The organism is Paenibacillus sp. J22TS3 (assembly GCF_018403205.1).
Classification (GTDB): Bacteria; Bacillota; Bacilli; order Paenibacillales; family Paenibacillaceae; genus Fontibacillus; species Fontibacillus tuaregi.
In genome coordinates, this window is record NZ_BOSF01000004.1 from 427564 (window position 1) to 453246 (window position 25683).

Below are 25683 nucleotides of genomic sequence, written 5' to 3' on the forward strand. Positions count from 1 at the left end.
CGTCCCCCTTATATTCAAACTCCCCCGCGGCAGTCTCGCCGGATTATCCGGGAAGGCCCATATACAGGCAACGGATCTCCTCATAACTTTCCGCAATATGATGCGGTTTATGATCCGATTCAGGCTTCGCGCCCCTGTGATTGAACCAAATGGATGTCCATCCCGCGTCCAGACTTCCAACCACATCATTGCGCCAGGAATCCCCAACATAATAACAGCTTCCGCCCATGGTCCCGGTCCGTTCATTCACATACTTGAACAAGCGCTTGTCCGGCTTGGCATAACCAACCGCGCCCGACACAAAGATACGCTCTGAAGGGATCAGCTTGTCCAGACCTAGAACCGCAATCTTGTTCATCTGATGCTCCGGCGGGCCGTTAGTAATTAGTCCAGTCACAACCCCTGCCTCATCCAGCTCACGGATCAGCTCTGTCGCCCCTTCAAAGGGCTTAATTTCAAATTGCCCCCGAAGATAAGAGGCCTGAAGCGCTTCAGCCTGCTCCTCCGTCACCTCTACGCCCATCTCCGCAAGACTCAGCATGAAGCGTCTTTGGCGCATCCGCTCCAGCTTGGCCTTCTCCGGCACGGCGGACAGTCCCTCCTCCTCCGAGAGAAGATCGCTATAGTAACGAAATAAGTAATAGGCTCTATCAAATGCAAACGTCTCCGGCAGTCCAAGCACACCCGTCAGGGCGCCTCTTAAGGGAGACAAATGATCATACATCGTATCGTCCACGTCAAAAAATACAGCCTTCTGTCTCATCATACACCTCAGATTCATATAAATAATGATATAACTAAGATTCTAAACCTTCCTCCTGCGTTTATCAAAGGAATCAACAGCTTGCCAGAACATCAATACTTCTTATTAACCGGGCCAATTCAGGAGTTACCGAAATCCTTCCAGGGGTTAAGCACAAAATATAAAATCCCCCATGAATGCCGCACCTCTTTCATCACTGAAAAAAGGGGGAAACATGGAGGTTCTGAGGGCTTGAATGCTGCTTATACTAGACTTCTGCTGCTTAAAGATGTTACCTGCTCTTAACAAGGAGCTCGATCGCTTCCTGCACCATTTTATTGGAATCACGTCCGGCTTCCTGCTCCTCCAGAATGCACTGCTGCAGGTTCTCGGCCACAATCTGCGCAATCGCCCTGTCTGCCGCATTGCGGATCGCCGACAGTTGGCTGATCACTTCCTTGCAGGATTTCTCCTCATCCATCAGCCTCAAAACTCCGCGTACCTGGCCTTCAATCCGGCGCAGGCGTTTTTTGATATCATCATGATAGACATACCCCATATCCGAGCACTCCTTTCAACCATATACCTATACAGGTATTATAACCAAAATAGGGACAATCCGCATGTTCTGCTCACGCCGGACTCCTTACTGGAGGCTGGGACAAGACAGCTTCTATGACATAGAAGAAGCCCCACTACCAACACAACAACCACAATCACTTATACCCCCATAGGTATATTTGAAAATTTAACGCCTTATGCTTATGACGTAAGCGGAATCCCAACCAACCTGCCATATATAAAATTCAGCCTGTCTTTGTCCAAATATTGAACACCAGACAGGCTGAATTTGATTGAGTTTTATTCGTTAATCCTCTCATATAACTTCTCAAGCATAATATAAGTCTGCTCATAGGTTAATTTGCCTTGAGGTTCAAACCGATTCTTGCCAGTCCCATTAAGCAAGGACAAGTTTACAGCTTGATATACTTTATTTTTGGCCCAGGCAGAGATTTGGCTGTCATCTGAAAAAGCTTCTTGAGCTTTACTTGCTACAGCTCCCTCACTCTCACTCCCATTAATCTCTACTGCCTTGTTATACATGTTCATGAGCAGTACGGCGGCCTCTTCGCGGGTCAATGTCTGGTAAGGGGAGAATAAATTCTCACTGGTGCCTTTAATGATATCATGATGACTGGCCCAGGCAACAGTGCTATCCTCGTAGTCTTTAAAAGGAGACTTTGTATCCGCATCGTCAAAATTAACAAGAGTCCGTTCTGTTATCGTTTCCAGTGCCAAAACAGCCATAGTTGTAAAATCCGCCCTCGTCACGAATCCTTGATAATCATGATCATGCCATTCAACCACAAGGCCGTTGCTTTTTGCCTTCATATAATCAGGGTATGCCCATTTACTCACTTTCTCAGAAGAATCCGGCTTCACAACATGAATGGTTAAGCTGCCCGCATCTTCAAAATAACTATTTATTGAAATCGTAGCCGTTCCCTCAGCCAAAGCCTGAACATTTCCCGATTCATCAATGCGTACTTTGCTTGCATCACTACTGGTGCAAATATTTTTGATGGACTGGGCTCCGTTGGTTAGCCGCAGCTTAAGCTTGTCCCCAACGAACATCTTGATACTGTTTCTCGGAGCTAGCGTGGATTCCAGCGTGAAGAAGGTCGTGGAGAAATGAATCTCAGCACTCTCCCCATTCACCTTGTAAAGACCTGTAATACGCACATCAAATTTCTCATCATTATTGAAACCATAGATCCCATCCGGCCTGAATATCACCGCAAACGGAATTCCATAATTGCTGGTCTGAACATTGAAGTACTTTCCATCCTTATTCGTATCCTTCTTATCGAAGGTCCACTGCTTCCCATCCCTGGTTCTTGTCAACTCCACAGCGATCTGGTCTGTTCTTTCATTATCGTATTTCTCATCGTTCAGCGACACCGACCAAGCATCCCGGGACGCGAATACTTCTTTGGGGAAGTATCCCGCGGAAGGCCAACTCACATAATCATATTGAACTTCATTCTGTGAACGGTCCTTATTAAATGCATACATGGCTGAATGCGGCGTACCCGGTTTGCTATAGACCATCCCAAACATCGTTTTCTTCATTCGCGGATTTAAAATCCATCTTCGATGACCCACCCGGTCAATATTACTTGAATCGCTGTCTGACATGTAACCTAGTACATTTCTATAAAAGGTTGGGCTTCCCCAAAACAGATTACTGCTGCCTGTACCTTTCACACCCAACTTGTACATTCCCTCGCTCATGCCTTCAGGCTTAGAGGGTGAATGGCTCATACGGTTATTGACTGCATTAATCATTGCTCCGATCTGCTCTTGTTCCTGCAGACTCCAATCGGGTTCGATGTCATTCGGAAGCCCTGCCAAATAACGAACGAAGTTTACAGCACTTACACCATCCTCTATGTATTCCTTCTTAATACTCCCAGCGGCATAAGGAGCTTCCACATTTGGGGCTTGCACGTATATTTTTTTGGCATCCATATAGTAACCACCTGATTCCATAGGCCTATATTTCAACCATTGCTCTACTATGGCTTCCTTTGTCTTTGATGCATTACTTGATTGGACATTGAAATCGTAAGCTTCTGCAGATTTTACACCAGCCGCAAGCCCGGTGATCACGAATAAAAAGATGATACTCACTCGCCTCAACACTGAAATCTCTCCCTCTCATCTTGCGCAATTTGAATTAATAGGAATATCATACCATATACCTACGAACTATTTTTCGGCAAAGAGTATTCGGAAGCCTATAGAAAGGGAGAGGGTCCTTCATTCCTCAAGCTGATGATCCAAGACCGGACGGATGAACCAGATGTAATATAGCGAGCAGATCAATAGTGCTGCAGAGGTTAAGAGAAAGGGCATACGATAATCTCTTTCAGTCAAAATCCATCCCGCCATCAGTGCGGCTCCTGAGGAGCCAATACTTCTGAATACCGATCTCATCCCCGCATACAAATTTCTCTCTTGCTCCCTGAAGGCTGACATCAGTTGGCTGTCGAGCAGATTGGACAGCATTGTCATCCCGCCGCCGCGAACAAGAAACAGTACTGTGAACATCCAGACTGGCATAGCCCAATACAATATCGTAAATACAGCTGTATTCATCAAAAGAACCGACATAATCGCTTTATGATGGCCAAAGCGCTCCAGAATATAAGGTGTCATTAATGAAGCAGCAAACAATACTACGCCAGACACTGCAAGCAGTACCGATACCCTGTCATCCATCCAATTCAGCCTGTATTTCACAATCACATTAAGAAAAGAACCCGTAATTGCAATTGCCCCGCCAAGCAGGGCCATAAATACCGAGAACAGCCAGAGGGTGCCGGAGGGGAGCTTGTCCCTCCATCCTGCAGGTTTGCTGCTACACATCTCATGGTCCAGGCCTCGGCCCCGGAAAGATGTGGATGGTCTCACCTGTCCGCTCTCGGCAGGAAGCCACAGCCCCCGGGCCAGACAGTGTGTCACGAAGACCAGCGCAGCGAGCAGCAGCGTCAGGCTGTAGCCCCCTCCGTGGCTGGCACCGCTCGGAAGATACCCGGCAGCAAGCGTGCCCGCCCCGGTAAAGGCCGTGAATACGGCGAACATCAAGGAGAAGGCGCGCGCCTCCTCTTTTCGGGAAGCACAGTAATGGAAAAGAAGCTGCACCTCGGTGGTCTCAACAAGTGTAAGGCCGATTGAGACCAGGGTCTGGGCTAAATAAAATATGCCGGTGTGCTCGCCAGTAGCATAAATTGCACTGCCCGCCGCAATGAATAGAATGCCGGATACCAGAAGCCTTTTGCGGCCAATCCGGCCCGCTGACAAGGATATAGGAATCGCGAGCGCCCCCATAATCAGAATACCTATGGAGGTTAGAGCTCCGATCTCATCCTCCTTCATCCCTTTGGACAACAGATGCAAATTAAGCACAAGCGAATACATTCCAATCCCGATGCCGTACAAAGCTTCAGTCATAAGAAACCGCCGTACGCCGACGGACAGACACAGCAAGTCCCTTATATAGCCTGACATACCCATTTCCCCTCTCCTTGGTGTTCTGGCAAAACCCGAAGGGCCCCATCTAAGAGGAGCCCTTCAGCAGTAAATTTTGTTGTGTTCCCTTAGCTGGTTTGTATCTGTATAAAATGAACTTATGAAGGTTACCCTTTTGGGGCGCTGCGATGCCGAGTATTCTTACGACCCCTGTTGTCTCCTAATTCCTTGAACTAGATATCCAAGTAGGGGCATTTCGGAGACAAAGGCGGACGCTCCGCTTCTTCAGAATCACTCGGGATCGAAGCTGCGAACGGTTGATTTTTAAAGTTCATTTTCTGGTCTGTCCAGCTCTCAGGTGGTTAAGTTATACCGGATGAGTCTTTTTGAGATAAGTCCGCCATGTGATACACCACTGTGCAGGATCGTCCAGGGAGGATTCCACATTCTTGTGAACCGTGCTGCTGTGAGGCGCTGTCTTGACGATCTCAGGCTGCGTGTAGGCTTCGTTCGAGATATGCTTTAAGGCCTCGATATACTCGTCCAGATCCTCTTTGGAATACGATTCCGTCGGCTCCAGCGTGAACGGCTGAGGAACAATATACGGATGGTGGGAGGTCCAATAATGAAGACCAAAATCACACATGCGGCGTGTAATGTCCTCTGTGGTTACGCCGGTCTCATCCGTAAGCTGCTTCCAGCTGTACCGGACCTGCTCCAGTCTGAGGCCTTTGATATAAGGAGCACTTGCCCCGCGGATTTGCAGGATTTTGTGATACAAGTAATTGTTGTTCAGCACTGCGATCTGGGCCACATCCTTCAGCCCTTCAGCACCGAGGCTCATGATCCATGCGTATGAACGGAGCACGGTCTGGGCTACGCCATGAAAGCTGCGGACCTTGCCGATACTGCCATCCTTCTGCTCAGCCAGGAAATAACGGCTGCCATCGGTGTCCACGAGCGGACCCGGCAGGAAGCGCTTGAGCTCCTCGGTAACCCCGAGGGCTCCGGTTGCCGGTCCTCCGCACATATGAGGTGCGGCAAAGGTCTTATGCAGATTGAAGAAACACATGTCAAATCCGGCTTCTTTGGCCCGGGTAATGCCCAGCAATCCATTCGCGTTAGCCTGATCGTAGAAGCAGATTCCTCCGGCTGCATGAACCACATCCGTGAATTCACGGATGCGGGGATTATAGATCCCAGTGTCTTCGGGATTAGCTACGACAAAGCCTGCTGTGCGCTCCGATACCGCGTTCTTCAGCTTCTCCAGGTCTGGGAAGCCATCCTCATCCGGATGCAGCGTGATAATCTTGTATCCTTTGACTGCAGCGGTTGCCGCCTGGGACGGATGCGAGAAAATCGTTGTAATAATCTCGTCGCGCTGGTCTCCCTCACCACGCGAATCGTGATACGCCCGGACGATGGAAGCCATCGCCAGCAAGGCCTGGGTACCGCTGCTTGGCTGGAACGAGAAGGCGTCCATACCCGAAATCTCCCGCATGGCAAGATCCAGCTTGTAATAGATTTCGAGCATACCCTGCACTGATGATGGATCCTGAAGCGGATGAAGCTCCATCAGATTCGGGGTGCGGATCAGCATCTCGTTGATGCGGGGAATGTATTTCATCGTGCAGGTGCCTTGGCCGATCTCTACATTCAGATCCGAGCCCAGCGTCTCCTGCGACAGTCTCAGGTAATGGCGGAGAACCTTGGCCTGGCCGATCTCCGGCAGGCCTGGGGCTTCCTTCCGCCGCATGGATGCCGGAATGGCTGACGTTCCCTTCAGGGCATCGCCTTCCATGGAAGCTTCAACTCCCGGTGGGATAACTCCCCGCTCGCCCGGGCGGTGAAGCTCAAATATGACCGGTTCATCCCATTTAGCCTGATGGAAGCGGCGTACCTTATGGTCTCTTCGAATCCGTTTCATTGGTTTTCCTCCTCCTTGTAAGCTGTTTTTATGATTGCTTCCCTACAATACGGCTAACTTCTGATATAAGACGATCCAGATCAGCCTGCATGTGAACTTCAGTTACACAGTACAAAGCACATTGTCCCCAGGCCGGATAGGATGATGATAAATCTTTGCCTCCGAAAATCCCTGCTTCCAGCAGACGCTCATTAATCTCAGCAACTGTCATGCCGGTCTCATTGAAATCAACAATAAACTCCTTGAAGAATGGGGTATCCTTGAACAGCAGCGAAACACCAGGTATAGAAGAGAGCTTGCTGGCGGCATATTGGGATTTCCGCATAATCGTCTCTCCAACTTCCCTCATGCCCGACGGCCCCATAAGCGATAGATACACTCCTGCCGTAATTCCCCACAGAGCAGTCTGGGTTCCGACCGATTCCTTTCCTTTTTCCCGGAGGGCAAAAGAGGTGCGTTCGTAAGCCACATCCCCGAAGCCGTATTCGCCCTCCACCTCGGTTGGCACGATTCCGAACAGGCGTGAAGGATATTCCATAACGTAGGTCTCTTCATCCCTGGTCGCAATGAAGCCCGCCTGGCCCCCGCCGTAGTTCATATGCATACCAAGCGGCTGGAGATCTCCGCAGACGATATCAGCACCATAACGGCTTGGAGGCTCAAGGACGCCCAGCGAGATCGGGTCCACACCTACAATGGAGACCGCATTCACACCATGCGCAAGCTGTGAGATTTCCGCGCCCTGATCTTCGATGATGCCGAGATATCCCGGATTCTCAAAATAAACGGCCGCCGTGGTCTCATCCAGCTTGCTGCGCAGATCATTCAGATCCATCCGGCCCGTCTCCGGTTCAATCTCGACATACCGGATTTCCATAACCGGCGTACAGTAATTCGTAATAATCTTGGCTTTGTCCGGATCTACGGACCGTGGAATCAGGGCAACCTTGCGGCCGGTAATACGCCCGGCCATGCGAATGGCGGTGGAAGCGGCCTGAGCCCAGTCAAAGGTCGGAACGTTAACCACGTCCATATCTACCAATTCGGCCATAAGACTCTGATATTCGAACAGAGCCTGGAACCGTCCATGATCCTCATAGGGCTCTCCCGCATAAGCCGTGACGAACTCGGAGCGCTGATTGATCTCGTCGCATACCGCCGGAACGAAATGCTGCCAGCAGCCTGCACCCAGGAAATTGATATAATCGGCGCCATGTTTGTTCTTCGCCAGCAGGTCTCCAATATAGCGGCGCAGCTCGTATTCATTCATGGCTGGAGGGAGCTTCATGTCCCGCTTCAGCTTCAAGCTGTCCGGGATGGCATCATGCAATTGATCTATGGAATCAAGGCCGATTTCCTTCAGCATCGCCTCCCGTACTTCCGGAACTGTATTCGGGATATAGGGGTGGGCATAAGTTCTGTGTTCAGACAAGGTTAACGCCTCCATCCTTGAAAATTTAGGTTTTTGCTAATTCGCGTTGAGTTTATATAGAACAGTTAAGATTCTGTTGTGACATGCTGGGAATGATTAAGACAAGCAATGAACATGGTCGTTTCATGTGATGGACCGATGGGCAAATAACCATTAGAATAACCCGGAGCACACTAACGTTCTCTCCCCTCTCAGGCAGCTGCGACCGGCAAAAGATTTAGTGTAGGTCTGCCCCCAGATCGGGCAGACCTCTCACTGATACAGTCCAGCCGACCGGGAGTTTTAACTCGGATTGAATATCCCGCTCCCTAAGCGATCCCGCCTCCATCAACCACCAGCACGCTGCCGGTAACCCAGGAAGACAAATCACTGGCCAGGAACAGCACCGCGTTGGCAATGTCCCGTGGTGTCCCCAGCCGCTCCAGCGGACGCCCTCCTGCCGAGGCGACCAGGAAGGCCGCTTCGTCCTGCTTAAGCTGCTTGGCTTCATCCCGCAGGAGCGGAGTATCGGTGTCCCCGGGAGATACGCAGTTGACGCGGATGTTCGCGGGACCATGGTCAATGGCCATTGCTCTGGTGAGATTGACCACTCCCGCCTTGGCGGCGCAGTAGGAAGCGGCCCGGTCTCCGCCCTTCAGGCCCCAGCCGGAGCCGGTATTGATAATGCTGCCACCGCCACTCCGCTCCATCACTGGAATCAGATACTTGGAGAGCAGATACACTCCCTTAAGCGAGACATCCATCACCAGATCCCAGTCGGCTTCTTCAAGCTCGACCACGGTCTTCCGGCGAATGATTCCCGCATTGTTGAACAGAATGTCCACATGGCCATGAATCCGTTCAATCTCCTCTGCCACATACTTGCAGTTCTCTGAGGATGAGACATCACAGCGGTGGAAGCTGGCTTGCCCTCCCCGCTCCTTGATCCCTTGAACAGCCCGCTCCCCCTGCTTCTCGTTAATATCCAGCAGAACCACATGGGCTCCGAAATCCGCTAGAAGCCCGGTCGTCGCAAGACCGATTCCTGAAGCCCCTCCAGTTACCACGGCCACCTTGCCGCTTAAATTGAGCACATCCTGTGTATGGAGCATGCCGCTCCCTCCTCTCATCGTTTTGGTACATCAGCCAGCATCTGTCTGCGCTTATGCTCGGGAGATTGATCCCCGGAGAAATACGGTGCCAGCAGGATACGGAAGCTGAAAGCATCAGCCGTCAGCTTATGATCCGCCATCTGGGCAGGCCCGCAGCTGTTGCTGCCCAGCCCGTTCTGTCTGCAATCCAGATTGACCGTTACGAAATCACATGCTGTAAGCTCACTTGCATGTTTAGCTTCTTCAAGGTCTCTGTCGGTGAACCGGCGTGCGCTGAACTCAAGGGTTGGCATCCCCAACGCGAGCAAGCCAAGACCGCCTGAATCTGTGATAGATATCCATCTGACGTCAGTTCTGTTGCCGTTCTCTTGTGGATAAATGTAGTTAGTGAACAGTCCATCCACCGATGACGAATACACACCGACCGGACACGCTTCCTTGCTGTCCGAATAATTCTCTCCAGGTCCACGGCCGTACCATTTCACATGACCCAGATCTCCAGGCACTTCAAGTTGAAGGCCGATCTTAGGCAGCATCTCCGGCGGCTTACCTTCTGGTGTGCCCTGGACATCCATAGTGATGAGTCCACTGTCAGTTACCGTATACGTCACCAAGCAGCGGAAGCCCCAGTCAAATACCGGCGGAGCAATCCGTGAGCTTGCTGTGATCCGGACCGTACCCGCATCCAGCCGGGTGCATTCCACGGCGTCCATACGCTCAGTGAGCCGGTCCAGATGGACCTTGCGCCACTCGGACAGCACATACATGTCATTATCGATCGGCGCGCGCCAGAAGTTCAGCTTTGGTCCAGCGGTTAGAAGCTCCTTGCCACCAAGGCGGAGGGAACTGATCCGCCCCCTGCGCTTATCGAACACCATTCGGAAATCATTACTGGAAAGGATAAAGTTGGCATTTGCCTCTCTGCATTGAAGGTTCGGTTGGAGTGACACAGCCACAGCTTTTGCAGCAGCCAGATCTAACTCTTGAACCTGCTCCAGATCTGGTTGTTGAGCTTGCTCCTCAGCCTCCCGCCGGACTGGTTTCTGATTATCCTCACACCCCTGACCATCCTGATAATCCACACCATGTCCCTGAGCCTGCTCTTGAATTTGAACCAGTCCGGGGACGAAACTTCCCGCTTCCACGTTCTTATGAAGCTCTTGACCTTGAACTTGCTCCCCAGACTTCACAGGGAACTGGGCCCAAGCCACCTCATGTCCTTGCTCAGCCCAAGCAAGGTCCTCCTTCAAGGTAAACCGGACGTTTAGCCACCATTCTTCTTCGGTATATTTGCCATACAGAGGGGCCTTAGCTAAGTCAAAAGGAATTTGCAGCTCGGCTCGCTCGCCGGGACCAATTTCCGGCAGTTTCATATTGCCGCTCTGCACGATCCGGCCGTCCAGTGAAACGTTCCAGCTCGCATGAAGATGATCCAAGGTGACGAAGTCGTACCGGTTCATTACGCCTATCGTGCCTACATCTCTATAATCAACCCGGACGGGTTCGATGATTTTCTTATATTCAAGAAGACCCGGGGATGGCGTGCGATCCGGCTGGACCAATCCGTCGATAACAAAGTTGCTGTTATTCGGCTCGTCCCCATAATCTCCGCCGTAAGCATAGTCCTGTTTTCCTTCAGCCGTCTTCCAGCTCAGTCCATGGTCAATCCATTCCCAGACAAAACCGCCCTGGAGTCTGGCATATTTATCGAACGTATCGAAATATGGCCGGAGCCCGCCAGGCCCATTGCCCATCGCATGGGCGAATTCACATAAAATATGCGGCTTCGGGTGGTCAGTCAGCTGACCGAATCCTTCCATTTTTTCCACCGAAGAATACATCGTGCTGACCACATCACATACTTCTGCCTCACGGTCCTCTTCATAATGAACGAGCCGGGTTGGATCAGCCTCTTTACACCACTTTGACATCGCTCTGAAGTTGCAGCCGAAGCCGGACTCATTCCCAAGCGACCAGAAGACCACGGAAGGATGATTCTTGTCCCGTTCCACCATACGTTCCATACGCTCCACATAGGCTTCTTCCCAGGCAGGGTCATCACTGAGTCTGGAAATGTTGCCGAGCAGCTCGAACCCGTGGGTCTCAAGGTCCGTCTCTTCCATCACGTATAAGCCGTATTCATCACATAGATCATAAAATCTTGGGTCATTCGGGTAATGTGCCGTTCTGACCGCATTGATGTTATGCTGCTTCATCATCTTAATGTCCTGGAGCATGGTGGAGACCGTCACCGTACGTCCTGTGTCCGGGTGATGATCATGCCGGTTAACCCCTTTGAGCTGAATGGCCTTGCCATTCACCAGGAACTGGCCACCGCGTACTTCAATGCTGCGGAAGCCGACCCGCTGGGCTATCATCTCCAAGGTGTTCTCGTGCTCATCAATCAAGGTGATGAGCAGATGGTACAGGTTAGGAGACTCAGCGCTCCACAGCCTGGGCTGGCCTGCCGGCATTTCCAGCTTCACAGCTTCACCAGTTAAAGCGGCCGCTTCGGCTGCGGCAACAGACGCCCCGCTGCGGTCAAGCAGTTCCAACTTCAACCGTCCCTTTGCCCCCTTTTCTCCAAGCAGGTCAACCTGAACCTTCAGTACGCCCTCACGGTACGCCTCATCCAGCTCTGTAACGACCCGGTAATCGGCAACCCGCAGCTTCGCGGGCTCCGAGATCAGATATACATCCCGGAAAATTCCACTCATCCACCACATATCCTGGTCTTCAAGATAGCTTCCATCCGACCATTGATACACTCTAACCGCCAGAGTATTAACCCCAGGTTTCACATAGGAAGTCAGATCGAACTCCGAGGTCAGCCGGCTGCCTTGGCTGTAGCCCACCGGCATACCGTTCACCCAGATGTGAAAGGCGCTGTCCACTCCGTCGAACTTAACGACGGTGTTCCGGCCCCTCCAGGTTTCGGGAATATGAAACTCCCTTACATAACTGCCCGTCGGGTTGTCGTCCGGCACATGCGGAGGGTCCACCGGGAAGGGATAGTACAAATCGGTGTAATGTGGGTGCCCATATTTGCCGTCTCCCTGAAGCTGCCAGAGACCCGGAACCTGAATATCGTCCCAGTCGCTCGTATCATAGTTCATCTCGTAGAAGCCTTCCGGCGCCCATTTCGGCCCCTTGGCATAATGGAATTTCCACATGCCATTCAGCGATTTGAACCAGGGCGAGCTTCCCCGATCGTAGCTTAGAGCCACGGAACGTTCGGCATGAGGGATGAAGTAGGCCCGGCTCTTTGCCCTTCCGCGCTGAAGGACTTTCAGGTCATCCCAGTCACGCCCGAAATTGATCTGTGTCATGGTGAGTTTCTCCTCTCTTCTCTCATGTCTCTAATTGTCTTGCCTGCTGACGAACATCAACTATTATTTCAATACTTATTGAAATATTGAAGTATCGGATGTTTATTCTCACTGCTTCTTCTACAAACCGACACTAGTCAGGCTGTTTACCGCAAATGCCCAGCCAGATCATCCCTAGGGGACAGCGGATTCTACTCATCTACAAGCCCACGCAGCTCTCAGCAAATTCCTGCCTTGATCGGCATCTCTGCCTTATCGATGCCAGTGCGAGGGCCAGATGCCCCGCTGAACTAACCCTTTATCCCGGTGGTCGCAATGCCCCCAACAATGTAGCGCTGGGCGAAGAAGAATATGGCCAACGGCGGAATCGAGATCAGGCAGGTAATCGCCATAATCGACTGCATATCCACCCCGTACATGCCTTTGAACTGGGACAGGCCAAGCGTTAGCGTGTACTTCATCTGATCATTCAGGAAGATGAGCGGTCCCAGATAATCGTTCCAGCAGCTCATAATCTGGAACACCGCAACCAGAATCAGTGAAGGTCCCATCAGCGGAACAATAATACGCATAAGCACTGTCAGCTTGCTCGCCCCATCAATGGTGGCCGCTTCATCCAGCTCCCTCGGGATCGTGAGAATGAATTGGCGAAGTAGAAAGATGAAGTAGGCCGATCCGAAGAATGAAGGGACAATAAGGGGCTTAAGCGTGTTGATCCAGCCCAAATAGTTGAATTCCATGTACTGAGGAATCATGGTAACTTCCCAGGGAATCATCATGGTAGCCAGCACAATCAGAAACAAGAAATCCCTGCCCTTGAAGGTAAATCTAGCGAAGCCATAAGCAACAAGCGTACAAGAGATCAACTGGCCGATCGTAGCCATAACCGTAATAATCAGCGTATTTTTCAAAAAGGTGTTAAAAGGCTGAATGTTCCACGCCTCAGCGAAATTGCTGAACTTCCATTCCGAAGGAATCCACTTCGGCGGGAACAGATACAGCTCTGTAGGTGATTTCAACGAGGTCGTAACCGCCCAGAACAACGGTGCGATGAACAGCAGTGAGAAAAAAATCAGCAGTGCGTAAACGACTACTTTTTTCACTAAGAACCTCTCCTTCCTTGCGCCTTCATCTTCTTCTGAGGGTTCTTCTTCATCTCGCCTTCGTAGAACACCCAGGCCTCCGACGATTTGAACACGATGAAGGTCAGACTGAGCACAATCAGGAACATGAACCAGGCGTTGGCCGCCGAGTAACCCATCTTGAAGTACTTGAAAGCATTCTCATACATGTACATAGCATAGAAATATGTGGCCTTCATCGGGCCGCCGCCGGTGAGCAGGAGGGCCAGCGTAAGCTGCTGGAAAGCCGCAATGATAGAAGTAATCAAGTTAAACAGGATCGTTGGTGTGATCATCGGGATGGTGACACTGAAGAACTGTCTGATTTTGCCCGCACCGTCGATGGAAGCGGATTCATAAAGATCTTTCGGAATCCCTTTAAGTCCGGCCAAGAAGATTAGCATCATCGAGCCCTGTCCCCAGAGACTCGCAACCACCATTGCAACCAGCGACCATTTGGTATCATTCAGCCAATCAGGGCCTTGAATACCGAATATGGACAAGAAATAATTCAGAATTCCATAGTCACCGCTGTAGACCCAGGACCAGATCATAGCCAGGGCCACCCCGGAAATTACGGAAGGGATATAGAAGGCGGTCCGGAAAATTGCGCTGCCGCGTGTTTTCTGATTCAAGAGAATCGCAAGCCCCAACGCCACAATGATGTTGAGCGGCACGAACAGAGCCGCAAATTTCAAGGTGACCCAGAGTGAAGTCCAGAACAGAGGATCGTCCGTGAACATATCCGCATAATTGCCAAAACCGATAAAATGAACTTGGCCGACAATCGGCCAATCAAAGAATGAAATGACCAGGGAGAACAATAGCGGCCCCAAGGTGAACACGAGGAACCCGAAGATCCACGGGAAAATGAAGAGGTAGGGAATAGCCCCACCCCATCTGTTTTTTCGTGTAGGCTTGAGCTGGACTACGGGTTCCTCTGCTTGCTGCAGAAAGTTCTGAGCCATCTCTTAACCCTCTTTCTGTATTAGTGTTATTTCAAATAACGCTCGCTGTCTTTGACAGCCTGATTCAGTACTTCTTGGGCATTGCTTCCATGCATGACTGATTCCACCGCTGCGGACAACTGACGGTTCACTTCATTCCACTTCGGATTCAGCAGGAAAGCCGGTGTGTTGCTGGAGCGTTCCAGCATCGTGTAGTAAGGCTTATACAGTGGGTCCTGATCCTTCTTCAGCTCGTTCACGACACTGACTCTTACCGGCAGATCCGCGACACGCATTTTGATAGATTCGTTGGACACGTAGAATTTCACAAACTCCCAAGCCAGGTCTTTCTGCTTGGAATCCTTGGCGATCGACAAGGCCGATTCTGCCAGCACACCCTTAACCGGTTTGCCTGGGAAGGCTGGAATTTCAACGGTGCCTACGTCAATACCTGATGTCTTGAAAGATTCCAGCGGCCAGATTCCGCTTTCCCACATCGCGATTTTACCGGCCTTGAAAATATCATCGCCGCTCTGCTGGCCTTTGCCGCCAGTCAGTACAGCCGAGCCGTTCTTGACCATGTCGCCGAGCATTTGAATGGCCTCGGCTGTTTCCTTGCTGTTCATATAACCATCAATCTTCTTGCCGTCATCCGAAATGAATGAGCTTCCATTGCTCCAGACAAAGCCCTGAAGATCATACGTATCATTCTCAGCCCGCACGCCAAAGCCGTACTGCTTCTTCGACTTATCGCTGAGTTTGGCTGCGATGCTTTGGAAATCCTGCCAGGTCCATCCGTCCTTCGGATAAGGAACCTTCGCCTCATCGAACAGCTTCTTGTTGTAATAAACGACACGGGTGGTGAAGCCCGCCGGAATTCCGTACAGCTTGCCGTCAATCTTGCCGTAGTTGAACAGGCCCGGATAGAAATCATCAATATTCAAATCTTTATCTTTGCTTGCATAACTGTCTAGCGGTTCCAGGGATTGATGATACGTTGGAAAATCCCACATATACATCACATCAGGCGGGTTGGTCGCTCCAAATCCAGCTGCGAGCTTCTGGTCGAAACCGTCGGCATAAGCCTCCACCTGTACCTTCGTTCCAGGATGGGCTGCTTCAAACTTCTTGGCGATGTCCTGCTCAATCTTCAGCGCGTCACCGGTGTCCCATGTGGCAAACCTGAGCATCTTCGTCTGCCCCGAATTCGCACCGCCCGTGGATGAAGATTCACCGGTTCCCCCGCAAGCTGTGACCATGGTTGCCATTAACGTTGTGGCAAGTACAATAAGCGAAATTTTCTTTTTCATTGTGGCAGCCTCCCCTTTGAATGAGGTTATAATAAATGAACCGCTTTCATCTTAACTTTTATGAAAGCGGTTCAAAACCGATATCTATTCGAATGTTTGCGTATTTTTGTCCGATTTAATCCTTGGGGTGTTCATCTGTTCTGGATGGGGCGTCTTTTTGTTGGGTCCGGTAGTGGCTGGGAGTCAGACCCGTACACCGCTTGAACCATTTGCTGAAATATTTGCTGTCGCCAAGCCCCGTCCTCTCGGCAATATCCTGCATCGTCAGCTGGGTGCCGCGAAGCAGTTCGGTTGCAAGCTTCAGCTTCCGCTTGTACTGGAAGGCCACGAAGCTGTCTCCCACCGTCTTCTTGAACAAGGTGGAGAAATGGCTGCGGCTAAGGCCCACCTGTCCCGCCAAATCACTGACCGACCAATCCGCACCCGGATTATCGTACAGCAGCTTCACAGCCTTCCATATCGGCTCAGGCCAGTCGCCGGACGAGATGCCGTGCAGCTTCTCAAGCTCAGCCTCCTTGAGCAGCTCACGGAAGGCCGAGCTGATACCAGCCACATCTTCCAGCGGCAGCGGCCCTCTCTTCGCCCATCTCAGCTTCTCCGCCTTACTCTTTATCTGCAGAAGCAGACTATCGGCTGTCTCGGCAGCCGAAGCAGGCACAATCCAATAACACAGCTTCTCGCCGTAAGGGATGACGGCAACACCGCGCAGCAGCCGTCCTTCCCGGTCTTGAACTGTGGCCAGCACTTCCCCATTGCCGCCACAGCCGCCCGCCTTTAACAGGTATACATACAGCGGGCCCTCCTTAGGCATCCACTCCTCCTGGACAAAACGGCCGATCTCGGCGATGAACTTGTCACTATGCCCGCTGAGCCAGGCAAGCAGCAGGGAAGCGAGCCGCTCCTCCCGGCTGTCCTCCACCACGGTCTCTACAGCAGCAGGGGTCGTCAGTTCCTCCTGGAACTTCTCAAGCATGCCCTCCAGTTCCTCATCCTCAAAGGCGGTCTTGAGCAAATACCCGGAGGCGCCAAGCTTGATTCCCTGCTGGGCATACTCGAAGTCCCGGTGGCAGCTGAGCAGAATGATTTTTGCCTCCTTGTCGGCTTCTTTCACTTTCCGCAGCAGATCTATTCCATTCATCTCCGGCATGACAATGTCGGTAATGACCACCTGTGGCCGGTGTGTCTGATAAGCCTCCCAGGCTTTAAGTCCATTTGGCGCGTCGGCAACCACTTCCATGCCGTATTTATGCCAGGGCACCGTGGATCGAAGTCCCTTGCGAACGATACTCTCATCATCGGCCAGCAGTACTTTAATCATCTTAGTTGTCTCCATGCGGATGTTCCTCCTTCTTGGGCCAACGGATTATAATGGTGGTGCCTTCGCCTTTACTGGAATAGACCGTCAGGCCGTATTGAAGACCGAAGTGGAGCTTGAACTTCTGGTTCGCGTTCTGCACCCCAAGTCCGCCCCTTCCCTTCGGCTGCTCCTTAGGCCTTTGAGTGTTTAGCTGCTTCAGCTTCTCTTCGGTTATTCCTGCCCCATCATCGGACAGGGTGAGAACCAACCGCTCGCCTTCCTCCTCAACCCTAAGCCTGATCGTTCCCTGCCCATCCTCGAAACCATGAAAGAAAATATTCTCAAACAGCGGCTGGAGTGTCATACGCGGGATCAGGTACGGCTTCAAATCTTCACTGCATACCTGCTCATAGGTGAACACCGGTCCGTAGCGAACTTCCTGTATTTTCAGAAAATGTTCAATCATCCGCAGTTCCCGCCCAAGCGGTATCAGCTCCTGGGAAATATCCAGATTCCCTTCCAGCACCATCGTCAGGTGGTAGATCATCTGACGTATGTCCTCAGCCCCTTGGAGCCGCGCTTTCCACTGGATGGAATTGAGCGTATTGAACAGCAGATGCGGGTTGATCTGATAGTGAAAAGCCTTAAGCTCGGCCTCCTTCTTCAGCCGCTCGCTGATCTCCACCTCATGAATCAGCGACTGAATTCCGCTGACCATCCGGTTGAAGCTGGTATCCAGGCTTCCAAGCTCATCCTTGCCCTCTACAAGCGTTCTAGTATGCAGCTTGCCAAAGCTGACCTTCTGCATGGCATCCTTCAATCTTCTAATCCGGGCTGTAAACCTGGATGAGAAAATATAAGCCAGACCGAACGCTAGCAGGCAGGAGACAACGGCCACAACAACGGTATTGGACCGGATCAGGTTAGAGGACAGATAGAAGGCCTGAGCGGGCAGCCTAGCCTCAATCTTCCACCCGTTGGCGGCAAGTGTCCGGTTCCAGATCACATCACTGCTGTTTGGGGTGAACGCAGCCTTGGTCTCATAAATGGTCAGGCCTGCCGGGTCTTTGATCGTCAGATGCGCCTTCGTATCGCCTTCGAACATATGGAACATACGAAGAAGCCCCTCGGCATTCTCTTCTATTAGAATTGTGCTGCCATGCTGTGCTCCCTTTGGGTTGTTAATCCTCACAGCCAGACCCAGAACGGGTTCACCCTGATGCTCTGTATCCCCCATGCCATGGTTCATCGGGTAGAAGCCCAGCCAGTGGGCCCCCTTGGATACGCTCGTCATGAACCGCCAGGCTGGGATGCTGTCCAGCTTGCTCACATCAAGATTGTTCTCACCATAGTAATACCCCGATCGCGTAATCAAATAAATTCCGGTTGTCTTGTCGGTCTTAAGCGACTTAAGCAGCGCCTCGAAATCATCCTTATCCATGATCTCCTGATACGTAGAGGGAACTTGATTGCCCAGCCCAGCGCGGGCGGGGTCCAGCAGGTACGAATAGATCGTTCCTGTCGTCTGGTTCATCCGGTTCAGGGATGAACTGATCTGCTGGTCAAGCTGGGCGACCGTATTCTCCCCGTATTTGCCGAATTGGGAATTGATGACTTTGGCAGATTGATAATAATTTAGAGCCCCCAAAGACAAAAGGGGAATAATCGTCACAATAAGGAAACAAAAGAGCAGTTTAGCCCTTATACTGCGATAAGAGTGAACGGAGAAGCGTTGGTAGAGCTGCTTGCCTAGACGAATGAACATGACCTTCTCATCCCCCACTTTTTATATATCGCATATGTATTTGAAGTGTAGCATGGACGGGCTGGTCGGGGAATATCCTGTTAAATGGTAAAAGCACTTCCCTTTAGACCCGGTTGTCCCGGGAGGAAGTGCACGTATTACATTCAGGTTGTATACTCGTGTCCCAGAATCAGGAACACACTTGATGTCCAGGTGAAAGCCCTGTCGCGCAGCCCTTCGCCTGATAGGGCATCAAAATTCTCAGCCATGCCGCTTTTGTCCAGCATGCTGCAGAACCGGCGGGACACTTCACGGGCCAGATCTATATCTCCTGCGGCTGCAGCCCCCTCAACCAGCAGCATCGTTGAAGGTGCCCAGATTGGCCCTCTCCAGTAGCCGTCCGCCGTGTAATAAGGGCTCTTCACGCTTTCCGTGGCCCAACCGTTCGGCGTCAGGAAGCGGCTCTCATCCCGCAGTCCCTCCAGCAGGGATTGCAGAACGTGCTTTGGCAGCCGCTTCCCAAGCAGGATGGGCACGAACAGCAGCAGGCTGTCCCCCTCGGAAACCTCGTGGGTTCCTGAGCGGCAGGCGATGAAGCGGTCGCCCTTCCAGAAGTGGCGCAGCATCCGCTCCAACGTCTCCTCACCCAGCCTCCGCCAGGCGGCGCTTTCGTCAGTAAGACCAAGGAGCCCCGCGATCTCGGCAAGCACCTCGATCTGCAGAATCAGGAACGCAGCCAGATCCGGGCTTTCGACCGGTATACCGTTGTTAAACGCCGTACTGTTATCCCACCCGGAATCGTTACCGTGATTGTACTGCGGGATTCCGTCCCCATCGTGGTCACGGTAATAGAACCACCAGTTCGTCCACCTGCACAGGGGTCCGTATACCTCGCGCAGATGAGACTCCTTAATGAAGTCCGTACGCTGCATCATCCAGGCGAGCGTCCAGCCATGAATCGGCGGCTTGTTGCAATTCCACAGCTCATACTTGTCATTAATAAAGTCGGGAATCAAGCCGCTCTCATCCTGCCGGTCGAAGAAAATCATGAACTGGTCCCAGGCCAGCTTCGGATTATGCTTGACCAAAGCCATGGCATTGAAGCAGTGGTCCCAGCTCCAGATATTGGTCATCCAGTTCTTGGACATATACATGGCAGGCCGGGTCAGGCATCCTTCGGCAGGAACAAGGCAAGACCAGGTAATATACGCCGCCAGCTCGCGGCCGGCCTGCCAGCGCTCCGGCACCGTCAAGCTGGCATTCAGCCAAGCGCCGAACTCCTCACGAACCGCACACGCAGCTTGCTCCCAAGGAACCCAGCTTTCACATGGTTCCCACACGGTGCGGAACTCCTGTACCGCGAACTCCACCGAATCCGAGCCCTCCTCGGGAGAGAATTCTGCAACAATCCGGGAGTTCTTGATTTTGTCCCAAGGGACTTCCATCTGAAGCTTCCCGGTTAAGCTGACCAGCATGAACCTGCACTCATGGGTGAAGCTGTTGACTTCCCAGTTACCAGCGCTGTGTTCGTAAGCATAGTCGTATGCAGAAGTGCGGAAGGTCAGACGGAGGCCGCAACCCTTCGTATGGAACCGGACCGTATGGGCGTCCGTCATGCAGACCTCTGCGTAGACCGGAGCCGAGTCTGTATCTAAACGCAGCAGTGCGGGGGAAGCCTTGGCTTCATAAGGAATGAACTGACCGTGCTTATCAAGCAATTCAATAAGAAAAGCTTCCCCGAATTTATCGTCCCCGCCGCGGACGGTCCGCAAATAAAGGCCTTCTGTCCGCTCGCCAGCTTCAGGCAGTTCGGAAATAGCCAAAAACGTTCCTCTTCGGCTGAAGGGAACCACACTAAGATCAAAGTACATAGAGATTAACTCCTTCCCAAAAGAAGTATGCGCTTTCATTGTATCTAAGGGTGGATGAGTTCGGAACAGACAGGTGTTTGGGATGGGGAGTTAAAATGTTGGGCAAAGATGGAGAATGGTTACGAAGGGGGCTTTTTGTTAGGCGTGAGGTGTAATTTTGTCTTGTTTATATAGAAAGTCTGCAAGATAACACCTCAATATTGTAAGGCCTATTTTCATTCGAAACGGTCTCTTGCTATTTGGATCTAGGCTATTCGTCCACTCCCGGAGTGTGCATTTGACATATAGATATGACATCTACACACACTCTTTTACCTAGGGGAAGGTGGCGGGATTGAAGTATGCGGGAACACAAAGGCCCAGAAGTTGGAGATCTGGACGAAAATACAGATATGCACAAAGAATCAAAAGAGCAGGTATTCACAAGAAGCCTCTTTGTAAGAAACCATTAAGGAGAAAGCAAAAACCTCGAACTCTGATTGATCAGCAAGCTTTACAAGCTGCCATACGAGAAGCTAAATCCCAAATCCGGGCCGAAATAGCCAAAATGTGCGGGATTCAAGGACCTCCAGAGACACAAGCGGGCCCCGGTTCCTCAGGTGAGAGAGGGCCAGGCGGAGCTGAAGGGTCCCGAGGACTACAAGGAATTATCGGACCTGTAGGAGCTGCTGGGGCCCAAGGCCTGCAAGGGGTCCCCGGGGCTGCGGGAGCTCACGGAGTTGAGGGAGCCCAAGGACCGCCAGGACCCCAAGGAGCACAGGGGATTCAAGGGATCCCGGGACCATCAGGACCACCGGGACCTCAAGGGGCAACAGGACCTCAAGGGGCAGCAGGACCTCAAGGAGCAACAGGACCCCAGGGGGCAGCAGGGCCTCGAGGAGCAACCGGGCCTCAAGGTCCAACAGGACCCGAAGGGCCTCCTGGAGAATTAATTATTCCCGGGATTGCTGTTACTCCTGCAATAAACCGTTATTTTTATGAACCGGACACCGATCTTGATTTAACTATGCCAGTTACGATTCCTGCTAATCAATTCACGAATGACACGGGGACACCTGTTGAGGGTTTTGCTGGTCTCGGCCCCGACAGTTATTACAATCTTTATATTAACGGAATTCTTCAGCCAGGATACTTATACAGTGTTAATCCGGCAGCCTTGGACCTATCCGCTCAGGACTCCACGATCTATGCTGGCACACCTTTTGTATTAGAAATCGTGCAGGTAACAGCAAATGTTATATTGTCTAGCAATTTTTGATAGTTAGCCCTCGCATCTTTCAAACCTTCTGAATTTAATAAATATGAAGATCAGGCAAGCTTCTAAGTTTCTATACCTTGGACTTTGCATGCTCTTCAGGAAAAAAAGGAGGTAGTGAAGATGGCAATCGTAACACCGTATCAAAACAGCAGAAGATTCACTTCAACTATTGGAGCTGGAACAGGAACTGGGGCAACATTTGCAATTGCTGCAACAGCGTTCACCAACGATGCCGGTACAGCTGCTACGGCTTTTCCGGCATCGTATAATTATTACAATCTTTATGTGAATGGCGTGATGCAGACAGCTGATGTTTCTACCGTTACCACAACAACGATAACTATTCCTGGTGGCGATGCGCTGGATGCCGGAACACCAATCCTAGTTCAATTCGTTGTTTCTTAATCCGCAATAGTTTTACCGTAAGCCTTGTTTCTTCAAGACCCGCTCTGTTCTACAGGGCGGGTCTTTATTTAGACTAAGTTAGATTACCTTTCTATCCAGGAAGATCTCCGCAGCACACATTTTAGCAAAATTGAGGTTAGACATAGTAAGATTACCGAGAGTGCCTGGACAATACAGCGATTGGAATATTCACGGGGCAGCAGCCCCTAAATCCTATACACCAGGGATATCTTCAATACGAAAAACAGGCACACCAGCCTCAATAGGTCGGGTATGCCTGTCTTGTTTTCTACTAAAATCAAATCAGCACGTTGCTACTCCATCTTCTCAAAGCCCCGGATCGCCTCGCGGGCCGCGTCGGGAATCGGCGTGCTTTTGCCGGTTTTGGTATCTATGAGTACAATTGCACCCCTGCCAGCCGCCTTCAGTTCATCATGAGCCACCAAGGCATACTCCACATCAATGGACGAACGGCCAAGCTTGGCTACCCGGATATACAGCTTGAGCGGGTCTCTCAAATAGATTTGCGCCAGATACTGGCACTCCAGATCAGCTACAACGGATACGCGTTCATCACTGAACAAGTCCTGCGTCAATCCCAGGTTCTCAAAGTACTCAATACGCCCCTGCTCAAAATACATAAAATAACTTACATTATTTACATGTCCCAGCAGATCGGTCTCGCAGTAACGGACCTTAATCGGAATGAAGAATTGGAATTTAGCCAGCCAGCTTCCCGGATCAGGCTGGACAAAAGATTCTTTGCGCATGCTACAAACCCCTCTCGCGGTGCCGGATTGCACCTTCTAGTATGAAACCGGATATTCCATCATCATAACATGACTGGATTTACTGGATAAAGATGACCTGAGTACAAGCAGCTTTCCAAGGCAAATCAAATAAAAGCACCCTCTGCCCAACAGGACCAGAAAGTGCTTCTCTCTAATGCAATCCTTTTACTTGTCCAGCACCTTAAACATGCCGGTCATGCCTGGTGAGTAGTCTTGGAAACCGTACTTCTCATAAAACTTGTCCTTACCCTCCGAGGCAAACAGCCCGGCAAAAGCGACCCCGTTCGGAAAACGGCGCTCGGCGATGAATTCCATAACCCGCTCTATGATTAGGGCTCCAATTCCATTCCCTTGATGCTCCGGCAGAACGGCCACATCCTGAATGTAAAAGTACATCGCCCCATCGCCTACAATCCGGCCCATGCCAACGATTTTCCCTTGATGAACCACAACGACTCCATATAGGGAGCGGGCGAGTGATTCCTTTGTCATCTCTGTATTTACGCTGCCCCAGCCTACCGCTTCCCATAAAGCTTGATGCTCCTGTACCGTTGGAAGTCTATCTATAATTTCATAGGGATGATTCATACTCATATGAGGTAACCACCTTTATTTAAATGTAAGGGTGGCTGTATCTTCTAAAAACAACCACCATAGTTATTGGCCGTTAATTGTTGTCAGCTCCATGTCGTTCATCTCCTCTTGAAATAGTCATAAATAGGATAATACACTATCGTGTATTTGACCAGATATATCCAGGTTGCATATCATCGGCAGCATAGCTTTTTTCTTTTTCGAGCCCTTTTGTGCAATCGTTTCCATAAAAACTTCAAAAATTTTCCGGAAAGGTGTTTATTTTTGGAAAATTTAGTGGTATTTTTACTTTGTAACATATTAAAAATTATAGGAGATGGTAAAAATGTTCCGAGGAATGAAGAAGTATCTATCAAGTTTGGCTTTTTTATCGATTTTGGTGCTAACGTTTGCGCAATCTGCTTTTGCTAGTGACCAGCCGGTTCAATTGATTTCGGCCAATCTCTATGCTTACAAGTATGGTTATGTGGGATTTAGCGGCAGTGTCGAAGTAAAGAACCTAAACTACCAGAAAACCGTAACCATCCATTATACTTCTGGAAACGGTCAGTGGTATGATACGCCTGCTTCCTATCAAGGTACAACAGACTCTTCGCATGAGAAGTGGAACTTCGCAATTTCCACTTACAGTGGGGACACTACGAACCCGCAGCTCCAAAACGCTCAAAACATTCAATTCGCAATTAAATATGAAACCGGTGGTCAAACGTACTGGGATAATAATAATGGACAAAACTATTCCGTCAGCCGTTATAATATGAGCTCGACCATTCTTGGCGGACCCAACGTTCTTCGCGCTTTCGATTCTTTAACTCAGGACACCTTCTCAGGCAGTGTATACGTTAAAAACCTGGACTACAACAAAACAGTTAAAATCGAGTATACCACAGATAATTGGAATACAACCAAAGAAGGCTACGCCACTTACTATGGGCCGGCTAACTCCGATAACAGCGTACAAGAATGGCATTTCAGTTTCAACAATATTGACTCCAGTGTGTCCCAAATTAGATACGCTATCTCTTACACTGTTAATGGACAAACCTATTGGGATAACAATTATGGCAGCAACTACCTAGTTAACAGATAATCCGAACTAAATATACATGATCCCTCCACCCGCATAGCGGGTGGTTTTTTTATTTAGCCCGTTTCACGCACTCAACCGGCTAAAGCCATAAGAAGGGGCCGTCTCCAAAGACGGCCCCTTCTGTCAACGCGGAATATATTCATGCTTGAAGAGTCCCATCAGGATATTATCGTGGTACTCCCCGTCGAAATATAGATCTTCCCGGATCACGCCCTCCCGGAGAAATCCCAATTTCTCATACGTTTTAATGGCCCGCTCATTGTAAGCATACACATTGATGTTGATTTTGCGCAGATTCAGAGTGTTGAACATATAAGGAATGATCAGATGAAGGGCTTCGCTTCCATACCCATTACTCATGTAGGCCTCATCTGCGATCGCGATGCGGAAGCTGCCCTTCCGCTCCCGGTAATCCACATCCATAATTGCCAGATCCCCGATCACTTTGAAATCGGATTTCAGGCAGATGACAAGGTCAATCCGGCTGTCATCCAAGCTCCACTTCTCAATTGCCTGTTCAATCTGAGGTTTGGTGAAGAAGGAGGTTGTTCCGGTCAGCCTCCGGATCTTTGGATCGGATACGGCTTTTAGGAAATAATCCACATCGGTGTCGGTGATCCTGCGCAGAAAAATTCTTTCTCCATCTAAGTACTTAAGTGACTTAATCTGTTCACTCATCATAACTTCTCCTTTGTTTAG

Annotated in this window: 20 protein-coding genes; 3 read left to right on the forward strand and 17 right to left on the reverse strand. The window is 50.6% G+C overall.

What is annotated here, in order from left to right; translation table 11 throughout:
* Positions 1–43: 43 nt before the first annotated feature.
* From KJS63_RS15410 to KJS63_RS15475, 14 genes are all read right to left on the reverse strand, one after another.
* Complete coding sequence (locus KJS63_RS15410) at positions 44–766, reverse strand: HAD family hydrolase (RefSeq protein WP_244862617.1); 723 nt, start codon at positions 764–766, stop codon at positions 44–46.
* A 268-nt stretch (positions 767–1034) separates the two neighbouring features.
* Positions 1035–1301, reverse strand: coding sequence for a metal-sensitive transcriptional regulator (locus KJS63_RS15415; protein WP_068614914.1), 267 nt, complete (start codon positions 1299–1301; stop codon positions 1035–1037).
* A gap of 302 nt (positions 1302–1603) precedes the next feature.
* Positions 1604–3448: an S-layer homology domain-containing protein gene (locus KJS63_RS15420; RefSeq protein WP_244862618.1), complete on the reverse strand. Its 1845-nt coding sequence runs from the start codon at positions 3446–3448 to the stop codon at positions 1604–1606.
* A gap of 117 nt (positions 3449–3565) precedes the next feature.
* Positions 3566–4816: an MFS transporter gene (locus KJS63_RS15425; protein WP_213619903.1), complete on the reverse strand. Its 1251-nt coding sequence runs from the start codon at positions 4814–4816 to the stop codon at positions 3566–3568.
* A gap of 328 nt (positions 4817–5144) precedes the next feature.
* Positions 5145–6704 carry an aminomethyl-transferring glycine dehydrogenase subunit GcvPB gene (gene gcvPB, locus KJS63_RS15430; protein ID WP_213619904.1) on the reverse strand — a complete coding sequence of 520 codons (1560 nt, stop codon included), beginning with the start codon at positions 6702–6704 and terminating at the stop codon, positions 5145–5147.
* Between the two features lie 28 nt (positions 6705–6732).
* Complete coding sequence (gcvPA, locus tag KJS63_RS15435; protein WP_244862620.1) at positions 6733–8136, reverse strand: aminomethyl-transferring glycine dehydrogenase subunit GcvPA; 1404 nt, start codon at positions 8134–8136, stop codon at positions 6733–6735.
* Between the two features lie 308 nt (positions 8137–8444).
* Positions 8445–9227: an SDR family NAD(P)-dependent oxidoreductase gene (locus tag KJS63_RS15440; RefSeq protein ID WP_213619906.1), complete on the reverse strand. Its 783-nt coding sequence runs from the start codon at positions 9225–9227 to the stop codon at positions 8445–8447.
* 14 nt (positions 9228–9241) lie between these two features.
* Positions 9242–12556, reverse strand: coding sequence for a glycoside hydrolase family 2 TIM barrel-domain containing protein (locus KJS63_RS15445; protein WP_213619907.1), 3315 nt, complete (start codon positions 12554–12556; stop codon positions 9242–9244).
* Positions 12557–12846: 290 nt separating this feature from the next.
* A complete protein-coding gene (locus KJS63_RS15450) occupies positions 12847–13659 on the reverse strand; it encodes a carbohydrate ABC transporter permease (protein ID WP_213619908.1) in 813 nt (270 codons plus the stop codon).
* A complete protein-coding gene (locus KJS63_RS15455) occupies positions 13659–14645 on the reverse strand; it encodes a carbohydrate ABC transporter permease (RefSeq protein ID WP_213619909.1) in 987 nt (328 codons plus the stop codon). Before KJS63_RS15455 ends, KJS63_RS15450 begins: the two co-directional genes overlap by 1 nt.
* 26 nt (positions 14646–14671) lie before the next feature.
* On the reverse strand, positions 14672–15934 hold the full coding sequence (locus tag KJS63_RS15460) for an ABC transporter substrate-binding protein (RefSeq protein ID WP_213619910.1): 1263 nt from the start codon (positions 15932–15934) through the stop codon (positions 14672–14674).
* A 115-nt stretch (positions 15935–16049) separates the two neighbouring features.
* Positions 16050–17267 carry a response regulator transcription factor gene (locus KJS63_RS15465; RefSeq protein ID WP_213619911.1) on the reverse strand — a complete coding sequence of 406 codons (1218 nt, stop codon included), beginning with the start codon at positions 17265–17267 and terminating at the stop codon, positions 16050–16052.
* The gene (locus tag KJS63_RS15470) at positions 17254–18996 is read right to left on the reverse strand and encodes a sensor histidine kinase (RefSeq protein ID WP_213619912.1); all 1743 of its coding nucleotides are present in this window, start codon (positions 18994–18996) and stop codon (positions 17254–17256) included. The genes KJS63_RS15465 and KJS63_RS15470 overlap by 14 nt, the downstream gene beginning before the upstream one ends.
* A 143-nt stretch (positions 18997–19139) precedes the next feature.
* On the reverse strand, positions 19140–20846 hold the full coding sequence (locus KJS63_RS15475) for an amylo-alpha-1,6-glucosidase (protein WP_213619913.1): 1707 nt from the start codon (positions 20844–20846) through the stop codon (positions 19140–19142).
* Positions 20847–21393: 547 nt separating this feature from the next.
* Between KJS63_RS15475 and KJS63_RS26440 the strand changes: the two genes are divergently transcribed.
* Positions 21394–22104, forward strand: a complete 711-nt coding sequence (locus tag KJS63_RS26440) for a DUF4183 domain-containing protein (RefSeq protein ID WP_213619914.1) — start codon at positions 21394–21396, stop codon at positions 22102–22104.
* Positions 22105–22224: 120 nt separating this feature from the next.
* Positions 22225–22509 carry a DUF4183 domain-containing protein gene (locus tag KJS63_RS15485; protein ID WP_068614876.1) on the forward strand — a complete coding sequence of 95 codons (285 nt, stop codon included), beginning with the start codon at positions 22225–22227 and terminating at the stop codon, positions 22507–22509.
* 314 nt (positions 22510–22823) lie between these two features.
* Here KJS63_RS15485 and KJS63_RS15490 read toward each other — a convergent pair whose 3' ends face one another.
* Together KJS63_RS15490 and KJS63_RS15495 are read right to left on the reverse strand one after the other, a co-directional pair.
* Positions 22824–23279 (reverse strand): acyl-CoA thioesterase, encoded by a 456-nt coding sequence (locus KJS63_RS15490; protein ID WP_213619915.1) that lies wholly within the window; start codon positions 23277–23279, stop codon positions 22824–22826.
* A 186-nt stretch (positions 23280–23465) separates the two neighbouring features.
* On the reverse strand, positions 23466–23888 hold the full coding sequence (locus KJS63_RS15495) for a GNAT family N-acetyltransferase (protein WP_213620082.1): 423 nt from the start codon (positions 23886–23888) through the stop codon (positions 23466–23468).
* 331 nt (positions 23889–24219) lie between these two features.
* On the opposite strand from KJS63_RS15495, the gene KJS63_RS15500 reads away from it, so the two are divergent.
* Positions 24220–24984 carry a carbohydrate-binding protein gene (locus KJS63_RS15500; RefSeq protein ID WP_213619916.1) on the forward strand — a complete coding sequence of 255 codons (765 nt, stop codon included), beginning with the start codon at positions 24220–24222 and terminating at the stop codon, positions 24982–24984.
* Positions 24985–25107: 123 nt separating this feature from the next.
* Here KJS63_RS15500 and KJS63_RS15505 read toward each other — a convergent pair whose 3' ends face one another.
* A complete protein-coding gene (locus KJS63_RS15505) occupies positions 25108–25662 on the reverse strand; it encodes a GNAT family N-acetyltransferase (protein ID WP_213619917.1) in 555 nt (184 codons plus the stop codon).
* Between the last annotated feature and the right edge of the window lie 21 nt (positions 25663–25683).